13 protein-coding genes are annotated in these 23,171 nt (G+C 61.6%); 2 read left to right on the forward strand and 11 right to left on the reverse strand.

All coding sequences use genetic code 11. The features are described 5' to 3' along the window. Positions 1–8 precede the first annotated feature (8 nt). A complete protein-coding gene (locus tag EXN22_RS14810) occupies positions 9–3,104 on the reverse strand; it encodes a TrlF family AAA-like ATPase (RefSeq protein WP_130264762.1) in 3,096 nt (1,031 codons plus the stop codon). A 305-nt stretch (positions 3,105–3,409) separates the two neighbouring features. Here EXN22_RS14810 and EXN22_RS14815 point away from each other — a divergent pair, with 305 nt between their 5' ends. Together EXN22_RS14815 and EXN22_RS14820 are read left to right on the forward strand one after the other, a co-directional pair. After that, the gene (locus EXN22_RS14815; RefSeq protein WP_130264763.1) at positions 3,410–3,856 is read left to right on the forward strand and encodes a hypothetical protein; all 447 of its coding nucleotides are present in this window, start codon (positions 3,410–3,412) and stop codon (positions 3,854–3,856) included. Between the two features lie 57 nt (positions 3,857–3,913). Next, on the forward strand, positions 3,914–4,231 hold the full coding sequence (locus EXN22_RS14820; RefSeq protein ID WP_130264764.1) for a hypothetical protein: 318 nt from the start codon (positions 3,914–3,916) through the stop codon (positions 4,229–4,231). 311 nt (positions 4,232–4,542) lie between these two features. Here EXN22_RS14820 and EXN22_RS14830 read toward each other — a convergent pair whose 3' ends face one another. From EXN22_RS14830 to EXN22_RS14875, 10 genes are all read right to left on the reverse strand, one after another. Then, positions 4,543–5,961, reverse strand: coding sequence for an aminotransferase (locus tag EXN22_RS14830; RefSeq protein WP_130264765.1), 1,419 nt, complete (start codon positions 5,959–5,961; stop codon positions 4,543–4,545). A gap of 31 nt (positions 5,962–5,992) precedes the next feature. Beyond that, positions 5,993–7,096 carry a polyamine ABC transporter substrate-binding protein gene (locus EXN22_RS14835; protein ID WP_130264766.1) on the reverse strand — a complete coding sequence of 368 codons (1,104 nt, stop codon included), beginning with the start codon at positions 7,094–7,096 and terminating at the stop codon, positions 5,993–5,995. A gap of 273 nt (positions 7,097–7,369) precedes the next feature. Next, positions 7,370–8,071 (reverse strand): NAD(P)H-dependent oxidoreductase, encoded by a 702-nt coding sequence (locus EXN22_RS14840; RefSeq protein ID WP_130264767.1) that lies wholly within the window; start codon positions 8,069–8,071, stop codon positions 7,370–7,372. A gap of 36 nt (positions 8,072–8,107) precedes the next feature. Then, positions 8,108–9,523, reverse strand: a complete 1,416-nt coding sequence (locus tag EXN22_RS14845; RefSeq protein ID WP_130264768.1) for an aldehyde dehydrogenase family protein — start codon at positions 9,521–9,523, stop codon at positions 8,108–8,110. Then, positions 9,516–10,706, reverse strand: coding sequence for a pyridoxal phosphate-dependent aminotransferase (locus EXN22_RS14850; RefSeq protein ID WP_130264769.1), 1,191 nt, complete (start codon positions 10,704–10,706; stop codon positions 9,516–9,518). The genes EXN22_RS14845 and EXN22_RS14850 overlap by 8 nt, the downstream gene beginning before the upstream one ends. Positions 10,707–10,734: 28 nt before the next feature. Then, a complete protein-coding gene (locus EXN22_RS14855; RefSeq protein WP_233281632.1) occupies positions 10,735–12,351 on the reverse strand; it encodes a 5-guanidino-2-oxopentanoate decarboxylase in 1,617 nt (538 codons plus the stop codon). Between the two features lie 4 nt (positions 12,352–12,355). Then, the gene (locus tag EXN22_RS14860) at positions 12,356–14,446 is read right to left on the reverse strand and encodes an acetate--CoA ligase family protein (protein ID WP_130264771.1); all 2,091 of its coding nucleotides are present in this window, start codon (positions 14,444–14,446) and stop codon (positions 12,356–12,358) included. Positions 14,447–14,460: 14 nt separating this feature from the next. Next, positions 14,461–15,621, reverse strand: a complete 1,161-nt coding sequence (locus EXN22_RS14865) for an acyl-CoA dehydrogenase family protein (protein ID WP_130264772.1) — start codon at positions 15,619–15,621, stop codon at positions 14,461–14,463. 31 nt (positions 15,622–15,652) lie between these two features. After that, positions 15,653–16,444 carry an enoyl-CoA hydratase/isomerase family protein gene (locus tag EXN22_RS14870; RefSeq protein WP_130264773.1) on the reverse strand — a complete coding sequence of 264 codons (792 nt, stop codon included), beginning with the start codon at positions 16,442–16,444 and terminating at the stop codon, positions 15,653–15,655. Between the two features lie 356 nt (positions 16,445–16,800). Further along, the gene (locus EXN22_RS14875) at positions 16,801–23,073 is read right to left on the reverse strand and encodes a hypothetical protein (RefSeq protein ID WP_130264774.1); all 6,273 of its coding nucleotides are present in this window, start codon (positions 23,071–23,073) and stop codon (positions 16,801–16,803) included. Positions 23,074–23,171: the final 98 nt, after the last annotated feature.

Genomic DNA, 23,171 nt, shown 5'->3' on the forward strand with positions numbered 1-23,171 from the left:
GTCGCTCGTCAGTGATATTTGATCCGACGATTGTCGAATGCTGGCTTCGTCCCTTCCAGCACCTTCACTGCATGGCTGTTGATTGACGGGTTCTCGATGGCCCCAGCACTGTAGGAAATTTTCTGGCCGTTGGCCCGATCAAAGTGAGACCAGATGATTTGCTCAGCATCACAGACAACAGCTAGGTTCGGGTTGTGCGTCACCATGATGATCTGCCGGCGTTTTTTGGCCTCAGTGAGTACTGGCACCAAGAGACTGACGACGGTTTCGTTGTCCAGGTTTTCTTCAGGCTGATCGAGGATGATGGGGTTACGCCCCTTGTCGACCAACAGATAGAAAATCAGGAGCAACGCGCCTCGCTGGCCTGGCGATAACTGCTCAATCTGCGCATCCTGGAACAACAGCGAGTAGCGAGGCTCGAGATACGATAGGTCGAACAGTAGGTCGTAAACCTCGTTTGCATTCTTGTCCTTGCGCAGCATCGATTCGATACCGTAATCGACCTTGTCGCCGATGGTGGCCGCCGCCGCTGCGATCTTGTCATGCAATGCTTGGGCAAAGCCTATCGCCTCTTCTCGCTTGTCAAAATCAGCAACCTCGCCCAGACGACGAACAGTGTTGAAGCTGTCGTCTTCGCCACGGAACTCCCCAACGCTTTGCTTCAGCAGCGTGAAAAGGTTGCCAGCGAAAGCGTCGATCGCGCCACCAAGCATGGCCTTGAACTGGAGCTTGTACTCTTCGCGAATCAGGCTATTTCCTTGGATTAGATCTTGGACAGGTTTGAATAGAGCCTCCCTGGCCTGGCGCTGCGCGTCGAGGATGTCGTAGATATCACCAGCCAGAGCCTTTCGAAGGCTCCTGTGCGCTTCCAACAGCTCAGGCACGACATCTATCTGAGCGATCCTGGCCTCCAGCCCTTTCACCGTTTCTGGAGAGTCATCGGAGCCAACCAGGTCTTGGTACTTCTGTTCCCACTCCTCGACCGCGTGCAGATGGTTTTGGTAGAACAACTGCGGTTGATCCAATTTCGTCTTTGCTTCTGTCTGCTTGCCAACTAGTTCTTGGCGCTGAGCATCCGCAGCAGTGGAACTCGCTCCAAGGGCAGATTGCTCCGCCTGAACAGACTCTTCAAGCTTGACCAAAGGTTCAAGATTCACATCGAGCTTGGCGAGATCAGTAGCGGCCACCCCCAAGAGGTCGAGATCTTTTTTGGTGTCGTTCAAAAACTGCTCGTAGGTACGCTGGAGCAAGCGCACTTGTTCCCTCACATCCCTAACGGCTTTGGTTTTGGCAGCAAGCTGAGCAGTTGTTTCTGTGGCGTGAGTTCGTTGCTCATCCAAGAGTTTCAGCTGCTCAGCGATCGCCTCAAGGGCCTCTGCGGTCTCTCTTTGCTCAGGGGACAACTCAGCTGCGGGTTTCTCCATTTCAGCAGGCTTCAGCGCCTCATGCTCTTCGAGCTGACGGCGCTTGAGTTCCAGCTGCTCATTCAAGTTTTTCTTGATCAGTGGGTGGAGCTGGCTTTCGAAATTTGCGATCTCAAGGTTGATCCGTTTGAGGTCTTTCCGGAACTCGTTCAACCGAAGGCGGAACGTGCTTTCCTGACGCTCAATCAACTGGTCGAAATCTAGCGCCCCTAAACGGATCGATTCATCAGCATGAGAGAAGATGACCGCCCTAAGCTCATTCTCGAAGGCGTGAGATTGACCGGTGACATGCGCATTGCACAGATCCTCAAAGTGGCCTTGGGGGATGTACTTCACCATCTCAACCTTCTCAGCGGGAGGATCAGTGTTAAGGTTGCAGGTGTTAGTGTTCCCGTCATGCCAAGAGAGAGAGCCCTCAAATTGACGAGCAGGTTCTCCCGCCTTTCCTCGAAACCGCTCTTTTCGCAAGAAAGAAAAGTGACTGGACTGACGCGAATGGCCCAACAACGCCAGGACGTCAGCTAGAGCGCTTTTGCCGCTCCCCTTGTTGCCAATGATCGCGACAAGATCGGAGTTCAGGGGAAGCTGGACGTCGCCTAACCAATGTGACGCTAGTGGCGACCCGTGCACCTTGCTGATCACCACATGGTCAATGAAATAGATTTTATTGGCAGCAATCTCTTCGAGCTTGGGTGGCTTCAGACCTATGTATGAGCGCTTCGCGGGCTCTCGAATAGCTTGCTGCAACCCACGGAAGGTAGGGTCGGCTTTGATCCAAGTTTTCTTGTCTGACGGAAAATCACCGTAACCTCGACGCTCATTGTCCCCAGGCTTACCGACAAAACAGTGCGCATCACTACCTGCCACAACCAGCCGGGAGATGTCGTTCAATCCGCGCCGGATACCCGCATAAAACCGGGTATTGCCTGTTGTCTCCTCGCCCACAAACGCGGAGCGAATGTCGGCATTTCGACTCTCGAAGATTGGTGAACACTTCACTAGGCCAAGGAAATAGGAGTAATGCTCCATCCATTTCACATCGTTCAAGCCATCATTGGTGTCATAAGGCATGAAACCGATGGCCTGGTCATCAGGAACCTTCGCAATTGCTTCCTTGTAGCTTTCGCACGTCAGCTCAACAGTCTTCGCACCCGCTATGTACGCTTGCTCATCATCGGCAGTAACCTGATCTAATTTGCTCCCGTGCTTGCTCAGCATTGCCTCAGGCAACTGACGAGCGTAATCAATGATGGCTGCATCCGATAGAGGCCTATCATTCAGCGCGATGCGAAGGTGAGAAAGGAAATCCTTTAAAATCTGATCGTCCAGCTCATTCGAAAACAGGACGTGCGCGTTCAGGCGCCCTTTCATTGGCGCCGCCAACCTCAGCTCGATACCCGGAAAAACTGTCTTGGTAAGCTTCGGGGCATCAGGCTCGGCAAGCCGTCTCTTCAGGGCGAACCAGCCATCAAACGTCCAGTAATCCATCAATGCGTAAACAGCAGGTTCTGCCTCATTCAGCGCCTTGATCATCTGATCAACCAGGGCCGTGTTAGCAGGCGAAGTGGGATTTTTTCGATCGAATTTTGCCCCCTTCCACTCGAATGATGCAGGGGTATGAATATGCAAATCCCATTGCCGCCACTCTGAACCGCGTACGCTGCCGCTCTGAATCGTCATCGCGTCACCTTCCATTGTCCGGAACCGCCCTTCCCTTCGCCATTGCAGCGGGGATTGTCAGATGTTATGTCGCGTTGCTATAACCGACAAGTCGACCGTGATGGCAACGCTGCTTGAACGGCTAACTACTTTCTTCAGTCAGACGGACTCAGCCGCAACAGGCCTATCGAATCCCTCGACGCGCAGATCGCCACGGGCCATGACGAAATTTTAGAGGTTTTCATACAGAACCTAGGTAACACCGGGATGGCCGAAGGGGGCGTGGCGCTACCAAGCACTTGACCTCGCTCTGAAAAGAGTTTTGTATGCTGACCTCTGACGTCCCGTTTCCAGGTGCGATTTTGGACAGCCCCGCTGATATCTCGCTTTCGCGTACCTACGAGAGGCTTCAAGCCCTCTTGGGGGACGATGTATGCGCGAAAGGTGCGGATGCGCCGGTTGGCGATGAGGCTGCAGGCTTTCTAGATTTCGTCGAAAGCAAGCTCAGTAACCAGGAGATCGTAGAGAGGATCCGGGGCTGGGTGAGTGTTGCGAAGGAGATGGCAAGGCGCTCCAAGCAGCAAATGGCCGACTTCCTCAAGATCACCAACAAGATTCGATGCTCACTATTTATACTTTCTCATCTTGAACATTTTGATCTTTATGCCCTGTTGACTAGAATTAGAAACTTCTTAGCACACCTTGCCTGCAGCCGTGTGCCTCTTTTCGAATATGGAGCCGAACTCTGCGAGTACCGTCACCGCTTCCGCTGAAACCTCGAATGCCGGAAATTTAAATATTGGTTTGACTATACTCGAGAGATTCAGTTCATGACTGCTCACATGCATGCTTCGTTTTACACCGCTACGCTCAACACCGTACTTGGCCCAGAAGAGTGGCTGCTGCCGGCCAGGAGTTTGGCTGCAGTTGAAATGGTATCAATTCCTTATGGTTGCACTCTGACCTTAGATCGCTTTGTCTGGCTCGAACTCCAAGAGTTTTTTGAAGGGGAATATGGGTACACCTTCGTCTTTCATCATAACAACAAAGTGTGGTACCGCGACAGCACCTACTTTGGTCACGACTATCTTTGTGAGCGTTTCATTGGCGTGATTAATGATTATATAAAAAACCAGGATCCGCGTTAGTTATGTAATGGGCGCCTCGCGGCGTCCATTTTTCTCACCAAGGAAGGCTCGAACACTCTGTTCTCCTTGCTCAGCGCGTCGACCATGCCGGGGACGCGTTCCTACACCAATCCCCATGATGGTAGCCTAGCACCACACAAGCACTGGTGATGCTCGCACGCAAGCTGGCAAGGGTGGCATTCGCCCTGATGAAGAATCAGGACGAATACCGATCAAAGGCTATTTGAGGCCTTCCTGTGAACCATAGAATCTCCCACAATGGACCAGTGTGCACCGAACCTGTGGGAGCTGGCCTTGCCAGCGATGGCTTCTCATGCACCCTCGTACAACCCTTCATGGCGCAGCTCTTCGGCGGTTTCGACAATGCACTGGCGCAAGGTCTCGACGATTTCGTCCACCTGCGCACGGGTGATGATCAGCGGCGGCGACATCACGTTCAGGTGCATGATCGGCCGTACCAGCAAGCCTTTGGCCTGGGCCCGGCGATGGATGCGTTCGCCGATGTTCACCTCATCGGCAAACAGCGCCTTGCTCCCCTTGTCGGCGACGAACTCGACACAGGCCATCAGCTTCATGCAGCGCACTTGGCCCACCAGCGGCAGCGCGGCCAAGGTCTGCAGGCACTGCTCCAGGTAGCCGCCGACTTCGTCGACATGGGCCAGCAGGTTCTCCCGCTCGATGATCTCGATGTTCTTCAGCGCCGCGGTGCAGCACACCGGGTGGCCGCTGTAGGTAAAACCATGGGTGAAGCAGCGGCCCTTGCCCGGCTCGGCGATGACCTTCCACATGCGCTCGGAGAAGATGCACGCCCCCAGCGGCAAGTAGGCCGAGGTCAGGCCCTTGGCGGTGGTGATGATGTCCGGCTGCACGCCGAACAGCGCTTCGGAGGCGAAGAACTTGCCCAGCCGCCCGAACGAGGTCACCACCTCGTCGGCGACGAAGAGGATGTCGTAGGTCTGGCATACCTGCCACATGCGCAGGAAGTAATCCTTGGGCGGGATGATCACCCCGCCCGAGCCCATGATCGGTTCTGCAAAGAACGCCGCGACATTGTCGGCGCCCAGCGACAGAATCTTGTCTTCGAACTCGGCCACCAGAAAGTCGAGAAACTCCGCCTCGTCCATGTCATCCGGCGCCCGGTACGGGTTGGGGTTGGACACGTGGTGGATCAGCTCATGGCCATAGTCAAACTCGGGCACCCGGTCGGCGGCCTTGTTGCCGATCGACATGGTCAGGCAGGTGGAGCCGTGGTAGGCGTTGTAGCGGGCGATCACGTGCTTCTTGTGCGGTTTGCCACGGCAGTTCTGGTAGTACTGGATCAGCCGGTAGGCGGTGTCGACCGCGGTCGATCCACCGGTGGTGAGAAACACATGGTTGAGGTCACCCGGGGCGAGGCTGGCAAGTTTTGCGCACAACTGGATGGCGACGTTGTTGGCCATGTCCGAGAACGGGTTGGAATAGGCCAGCTGGCGCACCTGGTCGGCGATGGCCAGGGCCATCTCTTCGCGGCCCAGGCCGATATTGGTGCACCACATGCCGCCGACGGCATCGAGAAAGCGCTGGCCATCGGTGTCGTAGATATAGACGCCCTCACCCTCGACGATGTTCAACGCGCCTTGCTCGGCGTGCTCGTCGAACACGTGGTACCCGTGCATGTAGTGGGCTTTGTCGGCTGCCACCAGGGCATCATCGGTGGCGGGTGTTACGAAGGCTTTGTTTGGCGTGGCCATAGTAGTGTCCTTGGCTGGGGAATACGGGAAATCAGCTACCGCTCTTGATCGTGCTCCAGACCCGGGTAATGGCGCGCATGTCCTTGCTACTCTGGGTCTTCTGCGCAAACAGCCGCTGGCGGGTGGCGGCGTCCGGGTAGATCGCCGGGTCGTCGCGAATCTCGGCCTGCACCAAGGGCGTGGCGGCGGCGTTGCTGTTGGCGTAATGGATGTAGTTGCTGACCTTGGCGATGTTCTGCGGCTGCAGGAGAAATTCGATAAAGCGGTGGGCATTGGCCGCGTGCGGCGCATCGCTGGGCAGGTAGAAGTTGTCGAACCAGATCAGCGAGCCTTCCTGCGGGATGAAGAACGACAACTTGATGTTCTTCTTCGCCTCCTCCGCCCGCGCCTGGGCGGTGGCGTAGTCGCCGGACCAGGTCAGGGCCAGGCAAGTATCGCCATTGGGCAGGCTGGTCAGGTAGTTGACCGAGTCGAATTTCTTGATGAAGGGCCGTACCCCGAGCAGCAGCTCCTGGGCGGCTTTCAGATCATCCGGCTTGGCGCTGTTGGGATCGCGGCCCAGGTACTTGAGGGCCAGCGGGATGACTTCGCTGGGCGCATCCATCAGGGTCACACCGCAGTCGGCAAAGCGCGAGACGATCTTCGGGTCGAACAGCATGGCCAGCGAGCCAATCGGTGCATCGACCATGCGCGCCTTGATCTTGTCGACGTTGTAGGTCACCCCGGAGCTGCCCCAAGTGTAGGGCGCAGAATACGCCAGGCCAGGGTCGTAGCCTTGCAGGGTATTCAGCACTTGCGGGTCGAGGTTGTGCCAGCTGGGCAGCTGTTTCTTGTCCAGCGGCTGGAACACCTTGGCCTGGATCAGCGGTGGTACCAGGGAGGCGTTGAGCACCACCAGGTCGTAGCCCGAGCGCCCGGTCAGCAGCTTGGTCTGCACCGTTTCGTAGCCGTCGAAGGTGTCATAGACCACCTGGATGCCGGTGGTTTTCTCAAAGTCGGCGAGGGTCGTTTCGCCGATGTAATCCGTCCAGTTGTACAGCCTGAGTGTATTGCCCGCCTCCCCGTCGGCGGCAAGCGCCGCCGTGGCCAGGGGCGCGAGCAACAGACTGGAAATCACCTTCAGTGTCTTTCGCATAGCCACTCCCTTGTATCGCCAGGATCTGCTCGGTGTGAGCCGACCGGGTTACTATCGAGGCAGAGGCTGTGCGGGACCATACCCTGAATGGGTAGGTGTCTGGTTTGTTGCGGGGCAAGCCTGTCAGGTGTACGCCACAAGGGTTGTAGTGCTCTTGAGATCGAGCGCCGCCCGCGCGGCGCATCGCCGGCAAGGCCGGCTCCCACATTTGTTGCAACGTGCCATGGCCTGTTAGAGCGGCGTTGTTAGTCTTGGTGCATGGCAATAGAACCTTCAAGCCAATGGGTACAGCTGCTCGTCAAACTGCGCCAGGCGAGGAAACACCAACGGCTGGTCATCGGACAAATGCGTCAGGCGCTGCTGGTAGCTGCGCAAAAAGTCCTTGCGCGCCTCATCGCTGATGTACGGCACATGCCAGGCCACGAACGGCTCCAGCACCTCGAAACCGACATACGCCAGGGTGCCGCGCAAGATCGGCCGCAGCATGTCCTCCAGCGGCCCGTGGATCGCACCCTCGCCGAACATGTGCTCGCGCCCGCCCAGGGTCACGCTCACCAGCGCCCGCTTGCCCGCCAACCCGCCCTGGTCATAGAAACGCTTGCCGCCGTAGCACACCCCCGACACCAGTACCCGGTCGATCCAGCCCTTGAGCATGGCCGGCGCCGAGAACCAGAAGATCGGGAAGTTCAGCACCACCAGGTCCGCCCACAGCAGCTTGTCCAGCTCTTGCTGGATGTCAGCGGCAATCGACTGACTTTTCACGCCCAGGCGCTGCTCCAGGGCATACACCAGGTAATCGGGGTTTTCGCGACTGACGAAGTCATTGGCGCTGGCCACCGGGTTCCAGTTCATCGCGTACAGGTCGCTGACCTGCACCTGATGGCCCTGGGCGGTGAAGGTGTCGACAGCCTGGTCACGCAGGGCGGCGGTGAAGGATTGCGGCTCGGGGTGAGCGTGAACGATCAGTACATTCATTGAGAGTTCCTTGAACGGTTGCTATCTCGTGAAGCTTCAAAGTTGAATGGCCTTGGTCTCGACGAACTCGGCCAGGCCTTCCTCGCCCCACTCGCGACCATTGCCCGACTGTTTGTAGCCGCCGAAGGGCGCCTGGTAGTTGAACGCCGCGCCATTGACGAAGCACTGCCCAGCCCGCAGTTGCCGGGCCAGTTGCAAGGCCTGCTCGCGGTCCGCCGCCCACACCGCGCTGGATAAACCGAACGGCGAGTCGTTGGCCAGGGCCAGCCCCTGGGCCTCATCGGCATAGGGAATCAGGCACAGCACCGGGCCGAAGATCTCTTCCTGGGCGATGCGCATACGGTTGTCGACGTCGGCGAACAGCGTCGGCGTTACATAGAAGCCACGCGCGAAACCTGGCGCCGTGTCGCCGCCACACAACAGTCGGGCACCCTCCTCCTGGCCGATGCGAATGTAGTCGAGCACGGTGCGCCGCTGCGCTGCCGAGCACATCGGGCCGAGAAAGCTGTTGGGGTCTTGCGGGTCGCCCATGACCAACTTGCGGGTCTCGTCCACGGCAATGGCCAAGGCCTCTTCATAGCGGCTGGCAGGCAGCAGCATGCGGGTCAGGGCCGTGCAGGTCTGCCCGGAATTGATCATCACATCCTGCACGCCATAGCGCACCGCCGCATCAAGGTCGGCATCGGCGGTGATCAGCAGCGGCGACTTGCCGCCCAGTTCCAGGCACACGCGCTTGACCGACGGCGCCGCCGCCTGGGCCACGCGCACGCCGGCGCCGGTGGAGCCGGTGAACGAGACCATGTCCACTTGCGGGTGGCGCGCCAGGGCCTCACCGACCTTGGAACCCGGCCCGCTGACCAGGTTGAAGACGCCGGCCGGCAAGCCGATGGCCTCGATCATCTCGGCCAGCAAAAATGCATGCAGCGGGGTTTCCTGGCTCGGCTTGACCACCACTGTGCAGCCGGCGGCCAATGCCGGGGCGAGCTTGCCGATCAACTGGTGCAGCGGATAGTTCCAGGGGTTGATAAAGGCACAGACGCCCACCGCCTCGCGCACCACCAACGAGTTGCCAACCTCGCGCACCTCATCCATCAACCCGGCCAGTTCGATGTACTGCTCAAGACCGACGATCGGCCCGTCGACCTGCACCGCCCGGCACCACTGCACCGGCATGCCCAGCTCGTCGGTGATGACCGCCGCCATCTCATCGGCGCGGGTCTTTAGCTGGTCGGCCAGGGCGCGGATGTAGCCGGCGCGCACGCTGGACGGCGTTGTCGACCAACTGCCAAAGGCATGGCGAGCCGCGGCCACCGCCCTATTTACATCGTGCTCATCGCCCAGCGGCACCCTGCCGGCCAGCGCTTCAGTGGCCGGGTTGATCACTTCAGCCAGGCCCTGGCCGAACGGTTTCTGCCAGCCGCCATCGATGTACAACCGCGAATAGTCACGCATCGGCCTTGGCCTCCATCAGTTCGCCAGCGCAGCGGGCAATGCGCTGGCAAGCCTCGCGCAGCGCCTCGGCGCCGAGCACCAGGCCCAGGCGGATATGCCCCGCGGCGCTCGGGCCGAAGGCTTCGCCGGCGAGCACCGAGACGCCGTGACGGTCCAGCAGGCGATAGGAGAACGCCTGGGCGCTGAGGCCGGTTTCGCGGATATCGACCATCACGAACATGCCGCCATCAGGCTTGAGGGCCCGCAAGCCGGGGCAATCGGCCAGGCATTCGCAGACCAGGTCGCGGCGCTGACGGTAGGCTTCACGCATGGCCGCCAGCTCCGGCAGTTGTTGCTCCAAGGCGACCACCGCAGCGTCCTGGATGAAATCCGGCGAGCCGTAGAGCATGCACAGCGCCAGGTTTTCCAGGTGCGCGGCCAACGCAGGCGAGCCGACCACCCAACCGACCCGCCAACCGGTCATGGCATGGGACTTGGACAGGCTGTTCAAGGTCGCCGTGCGCTCGGCCATGCCCGGCAGGCTGCCGGGGCTGATGTGCTCGCCGTCGTACAGCAATTCGCTGTAGACCTCATCGCAGATCAGCCACAGGTCATGGGCAATACACAACCCGGCCAGGGCCTCCCAGGTGCTGCGCGGCAGGCTGGCGCCGGAGGGGTTGTGCGGGCTGTTGAGCACCAGGGCGCGGGTCTTGGCGGTGATCCGCGCGGCAACCTCCTCGGCCTGGACCCGAAAGCCGTGCTCCGGGCGCACCGGCACCGGGATCACCGTGGCGCCACAGGCACCGAACACCGCCTCATAGGTGACGTACATGGGCTCGGCGACGATCACTTCATCGCCGGGGTTGAGCACGCACTGGGCCACGCAGAACAACGCGCACTGGGCGCCGGCCAGCACCGTGACCTGGTCGCCACTGGTGGGCTGGCCGCTGCGCTGCTGATGGCGGCGGGCGATGGCCTGGCGCAGGGCCAGTTTGCCGCGTACGTCGGCGTAATGGGTGTGGCCGTTGTGCAGGCTGTCGACCGCGGCCTGGACGATCGGCGCCGGGGTGTCGAAATCCGGGTCGCCGACCGACAGCAGCAGCACGTCTTCGCCCTTTTCCAGCAGTTCCAGGGCGCGGTAGTGAATGTCCCAGGCCGCGGCGCCGTCACCGGCAATACGTTGGGTCAGATCGGAAAAACGCATGGCAGTCTCCCAAAATAGCGGTTGGAACTCAGCGCGCGCAGGCGTGCTTGAGCTCGATCAGGGTCACGCCAGGGCGGGCAAAGCCGCTGCGCAGTTCCCGTTGCAGGTCGTCCAGGCTTTGCGGCTGCGCCACAGCACAACCAAAGGCCCGGGCCAGGCCGATAAAGTCCGGGTTGCGCGGCAGCACGCCGATCGGCTCGATATCCAGGCCGATCATGTCGTCGCGAATCTGCCCCAGGGCGTCGTTGTTCCACAGCAGCACCACCAAGGGCCGATCCAGCTCTTCGACCGCCGTGGCCAGCTCCTGGGCGGTGTAGAGGAAGCCGCCGTCGCCCACCAGTACCAGGCCCGGGCGATGATCGGTGGCGAACATGCCGCCAATGCCGGCGGGCAAGCCGTAGCCCAAGGTGCCGTAGCCGGTCGGGTGCAGCCAGCTGCGCGGCGCCTGGCTTGCGAAAACGTAGTTGCCGGTGTAGGCCAGCTGGGTCATGTCGGTGCTGATAAAGGCATTGGCGGGCAGCTCGGCAGCCACCCGGTCGAGAATTGCCTGATGAAGCGCCTGCAACGGGCCATGGCTGGCCTTGACCGCCTGGCGCAGGCTGGCCACCACGTCGCTGGCGGCGCCGGCATCGCGCGGGGCTTGCGGTACGCGTGCGAGCAGTGCGGCGACGGTCTGCTGGGCATCGCCCTGCAGGGCCACGGCGCAGGGATAGAAGTCGTTGAACTTGCGTGGGTCGATATCCACCCGCAGCAGCTCGCCGTTGAGCGGCAGCCGTTCACGCCAGAAATCGGTGTCGGCCATTTCGCTGCCCACCGCAAGGATCACATCGGCCTGGGCGATCAGTTGCCAGCCCGCCTCCACGCACAACGACGCACCGGCATTGAGCGGCGCATCAGGTGGCAGCAGGCCCTTGCCGGCAACGCTGGTGAACAGCGGCGCGGCCAGGCGGGTACTCAGTTGTTGCAGCTCCTGCGCTGCGCCCAGGGCGCCACCACCGGCGATAATCATCGGCCGCTTGGCGCCTGCCAGTTTGCCGGCGGCCTGATCCAGCACGCTGCTGGCCGGCACGCCACGGCCCGGGCGACGCACCACTTCATGGCTCCAGTCGCGTGCCACTGGCGCCGCCAGCACATCCAGCGGCACCGAGATATGCACCGGGCGCGGGCGTTCGCTGTCGAACACCGCGTAGGCACGGGCGATCAGCTCGGGCAGGTCCTCGGCGCTCAAGGCCACGGCGGAAAACGCGGTGATCGGCGCGGTCATGGCGCGCTGGTCCTGGGTTTCGTGCAGGCAGCCCCAACCTTTGCCAAGGCTTGCCGTGTGGTTGACGCTGGAGATCACCAGCATCGGGATCGAGTCGGCATAAGCCTGGCCGATGGCAGTGGCGGCGTTGGTCACGCCAGGGCCGGTGATGACGAAACACACCCCCGGCTTGCCGCTGACCCGCGCGTAACCGTCGGCCATGAAGCCTGCGCCCTGCTCATGGCGGGTCAGCACGTGGCGGATGCCGCTGCCGGGCAGGCCACGGTACAGCTCCAGGGTGTGCACCCCGGGAATGCCGAACACGGTGTCGACCCCGTAGTTGGCCAACAGGCGCACCAGGGCCTGGCCGCCGGTCAATGGGCTGTTGTTGTGCATGTTCATCTCCTTACACCTGGCCGAGGCGAATCAACGCATCGACCGCAGTGGTGCCCCGGGCACCGACCATTAATGGGTTTACATCCAGCTCCAGCAGCTGCGCGGCGTTTTCGCAGGCGTAGTCGGCAACCGCGCGGATCGCCGCCACCAACGCTTCGAGGTCTGCCGCTTCACGGCCACGAAAGCCCTGGAGCAAGGCGGCGCTGCGCAGGCCAAGCACGGCGTTGCGGATGGCGCCGTCGGTGGTCGGCAGCAGCAGGCTTTTACTGTCCTTGAGCAATTCGACGAGGATGCCGCCAGCGCCGATCACCAGGGCCAGGCCAAAGTCGTTCTCACGCTTGATGCCGACGATCAGCTCGGCCAGCGGCGCGCTGGCCATGGGTTCGAGCAGCACCTGATCGAAAGCTACCCCTGGCGCATAGGCCGCAATCCGCGTGCGCATCTGCTCCAGCGCCGCGCCCAGGGCCTGGGCGTCGCGCAGGTTGAGGGCCACGGCGCCGGCTTCGGTCTTGTGCGGCAGGTGCGCACTGACTGCCTTGAGCACCAATGGGTAACCAACGGTCTCAGCATCCTTTACCGCTTGCTCAGGGGTGCTCGACACGCCCTTGGGCACCGGCAGGCCAAACGCCTGCAAGGCTTGCTTGGACTGCCACTCGTTGAGCAACTCGCCCTCGCCTTGCAGTGCCTGCGGACACAATGGCGGCAGCGCCGACTCGCCGAGCTCGAGCAGCGCCTGGCGCCTGGCCTGGTAAGCGGCAATCCGCCCCCAGGCTGCCAAACCATCCTCGACACCCTGCAACGCAGCAATGCCATGGGCATGCAAACGCTCACGGGCAAAGGCCGGCAGCAGTTCGGGCAAGGCCGAGGTGACAAAACCGGTCTTGCCGTGACGCTTGAGCGCCGCGCAGTACAGCTCCAGCAGCAGGTCGCACTCCTTGCGCTCGCCGGTAAACTCGGCCGGGTAGTCGAGCACCAGCATCGCCGCATCGGCCTCGCTGCGCAGGGCGCTGTCGAGCATGGACTCAAGCGCTGCAGCGTCGCCCCAGATCGCCGTGGTGAAGTCCAGCGGGTTGACCAGGTTGGCGTAACTTGGCAGCACCTGTGCCAGTTCGCCGACCTGGCTGTCATCCAGCGCAGGCAGGCTCAGGTCGTTGCATTCGGCATAGTCGGCAATCAGCCCGGCATCACCACCGGAACACGCCAGGGCAATCAGCCTGCCACCCTTGGGCAATTCACCGCAGGCTGCGGCCTTGAGGGTTTCGACAAAGCTCACCGGGCCGCTGACGCGAATCACCCCCAGGCGCTCGAACAGGCTGTCGTAGAGGGTGTCGGAGCCAGACAACGAGCTGGTGTGACTCAGCGCCAGCTCGGCGCCGATCTGCGACACCCCGGTTTTCAGGGCGATGATCGGGATGCCCTTTTCCAGCGCCTTGTGCGCGGCGCGGGCAAAGCCCGGTACGTTCTTCAGGCCTTCCAGGTGCAGGCCGATGGCGGTCACCCGTGGCTCATCGAGCAGCGCATCCATCAGCTCGGCAATGCCGATTTGCGCCTGGTTGCCCACCGAGGCCATGTAGGCCACCGGCAGCGAGCGGTCGCTCATCGACAGGTTGTAGGCAAAGTTGCCGCTCTGGGTCAGCACCGCCACGCCCTTCTCCACCGCCTTGCCGCCGTGGGCCACCGGCCACAGCGCGGCGCTGTGCAGGTAATCGAGCAGGCCGTAGCAGTTGGGGCCGAGCAATGCCATGTCGCCAGCCGCTTCGAGCAGCTGTTGTTGCAGGGCCTGGCCTTGAGCGCCGGTTTCGGCAAAACCCGAGGCATAACAGATCGCCCCGCCGGCGCCCTTGGCGGCAAGCTCCGCCACGCAGGCCAGGGTCAGCTCGCGGTTGGTGGCGATGAACACCGCATCCGGCGCACAGGGCAACTGGGCGACACTGGCCACGCAGGGCACACCGTCGAGGCTGTCGTGCTGCGGATTGACCAGCCACATCTGCCCTTGGTATCCACCTTCGGCGCAGCGCTTGAGCGCCCGGGCCATACTGCGCCCGCCGACGAACGCCAGGTGGCGCGGGGCAAGCAGGCGTTTGAGGTTGTCTGGTAACATGAGCTGGCTCCTGATCAGCGCAACAGCGAGCGCAGCAGTTCACGGGAAATGATGTGCCGCTGGATCTCCGAGGTGCCCTCCCAGACCCGCTCGATCCGCGCGTTGCGCCAGATCCGCTCGACCGGCCCTTCGTCCATCAGGCCCATGCCGCCGTAGATTTGCACCGCCTCGTCGGCGACCTTGCCCAGCACTTCACTGGCAAACAGCTTGGCCATGCCCGCCTCGCCGTCGCTCATGCTGCCCTGGTCCATCTTCCAGGCGGTGTGCAGGGTCAACAGTTCGGCCGCGCGAATCTGCGTGGCCATGTCGGCGAGCTTGAACGAGATGCCCTGGTAGGTACCGATCGGCTGGCCGAACTGCTTGCGGTCGGCTGCCCACTGCAACGACACCTCCAGGGCGCGCTGGGCCTGGCCGACACAGTTGGCAGCGACCATCACCCGCCCGGCGGTGAGCCAGGCGTTGGCCACTTCCCAGCCCTTGCCGATTTCACCCAGCACTTTGCTGGCCGGCACCTTGCAGTCGTCGAAGAACAGCTCGAAGGTGTGGTAACCACGGTTGCTCACGCACTTGGGCCCACGGCGGATGGTCATGCCCGGAGTACCGCGATCGACCAGGAACGCCGTCACCGCGTTGCGCTGCTTGCCGTTGTGCTCGTAGGTGTCGGTGACGGCAAAGACAATGGCGAAATCGGCATGCCCGGCGTGGCTGATGAAGTGCTTGCTGCCGTTGAGCACGAAGTTGTCGCCCTCACGCACCGCGCGGGTCTTGATTGCATTGGCGTCGGAGCCCGCTCCAGGCTCGGTCAGCGCAAAGCAGTCGGTCTTCTCGCCCTGGATGCACGGCAGCAGGTAATCGTTGATCTGTTCATCCTTGCAGGCCATGAGGATCTTCGACGGCCGCGCGACGAACACATGCAAGGCCCAGGACACCTTGGACAGCTCACGCTCGATCAGCGCCTGGGACAGGTAGTCCAGGCCACCGCCGCCGACGTCCTCGGGCATGTTGAAGGCATAGAAGCCTGCGGCAATGGCTTTGCCGCGAATCTGCGCGGCGAGCTCTGGCGAGACCTCGTCGGCGCGGTCGACCGCCTCTTCATGGGGCAGTAACTCCTTGGCGACAAAACTGCGTACTGCTTCCACCAACATTTGTTGTTCTTGGGTCAGTTGGAAATTCATGAGTCGATCCTGAGGAAGTTCGTGTAAGTGTTTATTTACCAACGAATTTAGCGGCACGTTTCTCGACTGCTGCGCGCAAGGCTTCAGCGCCATCGGCGCTACGCCCGCAGAGCAGGCCGGCAGCCAGTTCGGCCTGCAGCTGTTCGGCCAAGGTGCGCTGAGCGCCATCGCGGAGCAGGCGTTTGGTTTGCGCAAACGCGAAGGTCGGACCAGTGGCCAGGCGCCCGGCCAGCTCGGCCGTCACCGCCAGCAACTGGTCATCGGCGCACACCTGGCCTACCAACCCAGCCGCCAGGGCGCGCTCGGCGCCCCATAGCTCATCAAGAAACAGCAGACGCTTGGCCTGTTCGCTGCCGATCAGCCGTGGCAGGTGCCAGCTGGCGCCGGCATCCGGGCTGTAGGCCATGCTGGTGTAGCCGGCCTTGAAACGTGCCGAGGCTGCCGCCACACGCAGGTCGCAGCACAGGCTCAGGTCCATGCCGGCGCCGACGGCGGTGCCGTTGATGGCGGCAATGGTGGGCTTGTCGAGGCTGTGCAGGCGCTGCATCAGGGCGTGGGCGGTTTCGGTCCAACCGTAGCTTTCCAGGGCGCCACGAGCCTGCGCCTCGGCCCATTCGGCCAGATCCGCCCCGGCGCAGAAGCTGCGGCCAGTGCCGGTCAGTACCACCACGCGCACAGCCGGATCGGCGTTGTGGGCTTCGAGCAGGGCGTGGAGGTTTCTCAGGCTGGGGATGTCCAGCGCGTTGCGCTGATCCGGGCGGTTGAGGGTGATCCAGGCAATGCCGGCTTCGACCTGGCTGAACAGCGACGCAGGAGTGGTCATGGGTGGCCTCGAATTATTGTGGTTGGTGTGAGGTGTGAGGCCATACTAAACGATCGTTCAACAGAGCGGCAAACCAACTAAAAATCTATAAATTACATAAATTTATAATTGTAAGTATATGTTTATTAACGGAAATATTTATTTTTTTCAAAGAATCGCTCGAAAGCGTTACAACTTCGAACAACTGAGTACACACCCACGGCTTCATGAAGCCCTAAGCGATCAAAAGAAAAAGGGTCGACTAACGACAGTCGACCCTCACCAGCATTTCGTTACGGAGTGCTAACACGTGAGAAAAACCTCAGATAGCACCCCTTATGGTTCGCGCTATCTGCTCACCGGAGCAGTTAACATACTCAAGAAAATTTTAATTTTCGGTCCATTCCACCGTAAGGCCCGTTAACAGTTAATGTTACAGTTTGCGGAACTGTATTGGTGACCTCTAGATAAATAACCCCCCTGGACTGCCCAATATTAAAAACTATCCGATTCGAATTATTAGCCAAAAACCTTGCCTGACCATTAACATGGCATGTAATGCTATGGGAGGGTTGACTAAGATAATAAGGGTACTCTATAATTACTGTATTTTTATGCCTGCCATTAGCTATTGCGTTGTTTGTTGCGACTACGTTTAAGTGCCTGATTGTAGCGGGGAATGCCTGCGTAAAACCCACAGTCGTTGCAGCGGTTCCCAACTCCGCCACGTTGGCCCTGATGGTGGCAGTGCCATACTCATGACCCAACAAGGGCTCCTGAGCTTCCCCGAGGTTATCCAGTACCACTGTTTTATAGGACTGTTCATTATCGAATGTCACCCAGAACGGTGCCGTCAGCATGACTGTGGTACCTGGCACCCCTATGACAAACAGTTGATTCATCGCCTTGGTGTGAGGCCAGCGTTCAGGGAAAGAACGGACCTGCATACCGCCTGACGAACACGTCAAGCGAACCGGGCTGTGAAACAGCAAAAATTCCTGGTCAGGGAAATGCACCGGGGCGTTGCCATCGTTCAGGTCAACCCACATGGTCAGCGTGAACGCGGTATTGTGAGCAAGATTGGCAAAAAATGAACGTGGGATGTTTCGCCGCATGCCACCGTCCATATCGCCTTGGGTGACCCGCTCATTCTCCAGCAGGGGCCAACGGCGGATGACGCCCCCCACCCGCGCCGTCAGGCCAAGGTTGACCAACTGCCCCACCGCCATGCCATGCCAGTGCGCGGCCCTGAACCGCACATTACCGGTAAAGGTATTGAGGATCAGCAGCTTGCCGACGGCGTCGTCCAGGAAGAACGGCGTGCGGTCCACCGGTACCTGGCGGATCTGATACTCGCGCTGCGGGAAGGGCACGGCATTTTCTTCGGCGGTGTTGCCGTTGAGTGCCACCGCCATGATCACCCGCAAAGTACTGTTGTCGGCAAAACGGCTCAGCGCATCCCGCGCCACGTAGTGCTCGACCCCATGAATCACTTCGATCGCACTGACCTGTTGCTGACGGGCCAGCACCACGCTCAGCGGTCGATCGTCAGCATCGACGCCTTCACAGCGCAACCAGTAGTGATGAGAGGTACTGATCCCCTGCCAAACGGGCACCCGCACCCGGGCATCGCCGTCAAAGCTGATCAGGTCCAGCACATTGCCGCTGGCCTCTTCAATAAAGGGGCGTGGCGGGTTGACCAGCACCGCGCCAATGGTCAGGTAGCGAAAGTGCGAGTAGCGGCTGCGCTGCCCGGTCTCGCGAGCAATGTAGCGAACCCGCACCTGGTGCCCCAGGCTTTGCCGTACGTCATCCTCGTACACGGCAAATTGCAGGTCGCGGGCCTCGGTCACCGGAATCGAGTCGTACACATTACCCGCCGGTACCGGGCTCAGCCATTCCAGGTGCACCACTTGCCCGGGTGCCATACCGGTGTAGATCGGCGCCTCGACAGTGGCCACGAACAGGTCGTCCGGGTCGAGCACGTCGCCCTCGGCTTCCAGTACCTGCGGGCTGATCAACTCCGGGGCCGGCTCGCCGACCCACAGGGTGCGGCTCTCGGACACCCACGGCTCCGGTCCACCGTTGAACACCAGGTAGAACAGTTCCAGATCGCCGCCAGCCAAGGCGACGATATGCTCGGCCCCCAGGTTGAAAATCACCACCTTGTCGACCTGGCTATTGGACAGCGTCCAGTCCTGCATGTGAGCGTAGTTCTGGCCATTGCCGCGACGGCCCTGCCACACCAGCCTGATCCGCTGGCCGGCGAACATGCCGGTCCAGGGTTGAATCCGTACCACCGCACGGCTCAGGGTATCGGGCAGGAAATCTTCATCCCGGCCGTCGACATCCGGTTCCAGCAGGCCCGCCGCCCGCCCGCGGATGCCGATCACCGTGGTACGCGACTGCATCACATAACCGCGCCGGGTCACCTTGTAGTTGACATAGGCCAGGCCCCCGGCAACCGCCTGCAACTCACGGTTGGGAATGGCATGCACAATCGGGTGCGGCGGCGGAATGATGCGCACGGTATAGGCCGGCGACACGTGAGGGGGCGCCACCACCGCATCCTCGGTAAAACCACGCCAGGTGATGACGACCTGGTCGCCCGTCTCGAAACCCAGCGGACGATCGGCCACCACCGTCACCTGGGCATCGGCCCCGCTCATGGCGCCCAGATCGAGATAGCCTTCCTCGTCGAGATCGGCGACCACCGGCCGTGGCAACAGGAAGGTACTGACCTCAACAAAGGCATAGCTGGGTAACGACGCCCCGTCAGACTCGTTGCCCACCTCATCTTCCAGGCGGTAGATCACCAGCAGGTCCTCGGCATCGCCACCGGCCTGGATGGTGGCGAAGTCGATGAACACCGGGATGATCTGGCGCACCTCGCCTTCCTGGACTTCATGGGACACCTTGACCCCACCCCAGAACAGGTTGAGGACATCGCCCACTTCCATGTTGCGCCAGGGCTGCACATACACGGTCACCCCTTCTTCGGCGACGTCCTCATCGATCAAGCCGAAGGGCACGCTGGGGGCCATCAAGCGGCCATGGTGCGGGTCGCCCGGGGTCGGGTTGGGCCCGCCTGGCAGGCTCTCCTTGACCTTGACCTTCAGCCGCGCCGAGGCATCACTATTGTCACCGCTCAAGGCCGCGACAGTGAACCACACCTCGTTCTCTCCCCGGGGCACGCGCGCCTCGGGCACGAACAGGCTGATCAGCTCGCCCACTTCGCCTTGCAGCACCACCCGCGGCAAGGGCGTGGCCGGTTCGTCCTCGTCGCCGAAATGAATGTGGATTGCGTCACCGACGGCCATATTCAGGTAGGGCTCAACCAGTACCAGCAAGCCTTGCCTGTCTGCCAACAGGGCTCGCTTGGCAATACCGCCATGGAACCCGGCGGGATGATCAGTGAACAGGCGCATGTGCGGAATACGCACATGGCTGTCCTTAATCGCCTCGACCTCGCTCACGCGCATGAACCACGGCCGCGGGTCGGGGTCGACCTCGGCACGGCCCTGCTGGGCCTGCACCGTGGTGAAATACAGGGTCTTGCTGAAGCGGGTCCATTCGCCGGCCTGGGGCAGGTGAAAGTCCACAGTCACCGACTCGACCAGCGGGTCAATCACCTCGAACAGGCAATCGCCGCTGGCACTGAGCGGCACACTGACAATCGGACCTTCATGGCCACGAATCCGGGCACTGCCGCTGAGCTGGACCTGCACATAGTCGACTGCGCTGAAACCTTCGGCACTGAACGCCACCCGGTTGGCCGAACGCCCGTTGGCCAGCGCGCCGCTGGCGGCGCGGGCACGTACGCCATACACCTGCTCGTCATCGCCCTCTTGCTGCGCGTCAAAGGGGAACACCGAGGTGAACCGCACCCGTACATGTCGCAGCGGACCGTGTTCCAATCGGCCGCTGACCAGCACCGTTTCGGCCAGGGCGTCGGCCAATAGCACCTCGCACTCGCCATGGGCGTCCAATTCAAAATCCATGGCCTGGGTGCCATTGGCAAAGCGCGCCGAGCCGTTGACCTCCAAGCTGCCGCGCCCACCAGGCCACCCTTGCAGGGTCAGGGCGCAGGTGTGACGGTCCGACTGCCAGGTGTCAGGCAACGCGACACCGGCAAGGCCCATATCGGATACCACCAGTTGCAGCCGGCCCTGGCGCAGTTGGTACTCGCGCACGGGAAAGTCCAGGGCCGGTCCGCCGCTGGCACGGCTGAAGTCGACTCGCAGGTGCAGGCTGAGCGCGGTGCTATCGGCCAGGGCTTGCAAAAAGCTTCTGGGCAAGGCCACCGACAGCCCGTCAAGCTGTTCCAGCACGTGCTCAGAGAGCAACGCCAGGCTCTGGCCTGCACCGCGCACCTCCAACCACACCCGCTGGCCCAGGGCGATGAAAGGCCAAGGCTGCACGGTAACCTGCGCATCGCCCGCGAAACTGTCCAGGTCCAGTTGCTGATCCAGCTCACTGGCCTGGGTGATACGCGGCTGTGGCAACACAGCGGCCGCGGGCGCAATAATGTGCACCTGCAGTTCAGGTGAGGGCACCGCCGCAAGCTCGTTACGCAGCACGCTGTAGAAGCAGCGCACCGGCGTGTTGATATTGGCCCCCACCGCCGCCGGCGGCACACTGATCGTCACGCTGCCACTGTCGCTGCCGGGGCGCTCGTTCAAACTCGGCGTGCCGGCACCGGGCAGACCCAACCAATGCAACTGGATACGGTCGCTGGCACGCATGCCTGGGTAGCTGATCAGCACTTGCGCACCGTGCAAGCCGAGCATCGCGTCATACTGCCCATTCTGTGCCCCGGTCAAGGTCGGCTCTGTCGGCTGTGGGGCGATCGAGCGCAGCGTCAACACGCGTTCCTGCGAGGGCAACGGCCGGCCACCGCCAACCGGTTCAAGCTCATAACTGAGCCGCACGTCACTGGCCAACCCCGTCTGGACCACTGCCTGCGGCACCCTGAAGCTCAGCGCAGCGCCATTGGCCTGTACCACCGCCACCTCACCATAGCTGGACTCACTGCTCGCCCCCTGCCACGTGAAACGCACCTGATCACCGGCACGCGACCCGGGATAGGCAACCGTGACCACAACCCCCTCAGGATAAAAATACGGATCGAGCTGGTCGTCGGGCTCGTCAAGCTGCACCAGCGGCAATAGCGGCGCCACGCTGACCCGCAACGTCAGCGGCGCCGACTCGCGCAAGCCGACCGCACGAGCATTGCTCATGCGTACCCGGTAGTACAGCGTCACCGCGCCCGACTCGAGCAAGCGGATATGCTCGCTGCCAACGTTGATCGGGATCGCTGCATTGCCCGCGGCCTGACCGACGGTCACGGTGCGCCACTGCTCGTGCAAGGTCGGCCGGCCGTCAAATTGGGTCCCCTGCCAGACCAGCTGGATCTCATGCCCGGCCACCCGTCCAATGTAAGGGGGGATCAACACCGTGGCACGCGTCACATCGTATGCCAACTCGTCATCAGCCTGATTCACGCTCGGCTCCTGCAAGGGCTGCACGGTACCGCGCACGCCCAGGGTCAGGTGCGCCGAACGCAACTCGCCCGCCGACGTCAGCAAGGTATAGGCGACCACCACCAAACCGCCGGCCAAGGCGCGGACGCGGTCATTGGCAATGCTGAACGTCAGCGTTTGCGGCAGCGTGCCGCGAATGAACTGCTCCAGGTCGGTATGCGTCGGCAACCCTGAATCGATGTAGCCGGTAAAACGCAGCCGTACCCGGTCACCCGGGCTGAACTCGTCGGCAGTGGCCAGGACCTGCAGTTGCAGATCGGCATCGCCCAAGGCATCGAGGTCGATATAACCGTCACCAGGAAGGTCCGGCACGGTGACGGCGGGCAGGTTGGCATAGCCGGTGTCGACCACCACCGACACATGCGGTGCCCAGGTCAGGCTGGTGTTATGCACCAGGTCGTGGACCTCGTAACTGACCACCAGGTTGGCGCTGTCGCCCGCCTCGCGAATGATACTGCCCGGCACGGTAAACAGCACCGGGTTGTCAACCTCTTGCTGGGTTTGCAGGGTACGGCTGAGCATCACCCCACCCCAGCTCAAGCGGATCACATCACCGATGGCCTTGTTCTGGTAGAAGGCAATCCTCACCTGGACGCCGTCCAGCAGGTGCTCGGCAGTGACCGGGTTAACCGCAACATCCACTGGCACCAGCCCCTGATGGCCGGAATCATTACCCCCCGGGCGATCGAGCTTGACCCACAGGGTTAAAGTCCTGGAGCGTGCCAGCAGCGCACCCTGGCGAAAGAACCGATAGAAAAAACCCACCGCACCGGCCGTAAACAAGGCCTTGGGCAGGAAGTGGGAAACAGGCTGATTGACCTGCTCAGCCCGCAACGTCACAGGTTGGCCAATGCGCTCGCCAGTGGCGGCGAAGTAAAACTCCAGGGTATCGCCTTGACGTGCTTCGCGAAACGCCGGCACCGTGGTCAGCACGCCCTGCTCGCTGCGCTGCAGGGTGTCAAGGTTGACCCCGGCGTCATACCCACTGACCGGCGCCACGCTGGCGAAGATCGACAACGGACTGAGTTCGCTCACCGGGGTGTCCAGTGCACTGGGGTGCAGTTCGTTGGTGTTGCTTTGTGCTGCATCGGCTTTCAAGTCACTCATGATGGCCTCGGAAGGTCTGGATCGCAGGGGCCATCGGACGGCTCGCCAACAAGGCGGGGCCGACCCGCATGGCAGGTCGGCCCTTATTCAATACCTCG

Origin of the sequence: Pseudomonas tructae (genome assembly GCF_004214895.1) — a bacterium.
Classification (GTDB): Bacteria; Pseudomonadota; Gammaproteobacteria; order Pseudomonadales; family Pseudomonadaceae; genus Aquipseudomonas; species Aquipseudomonas tructae.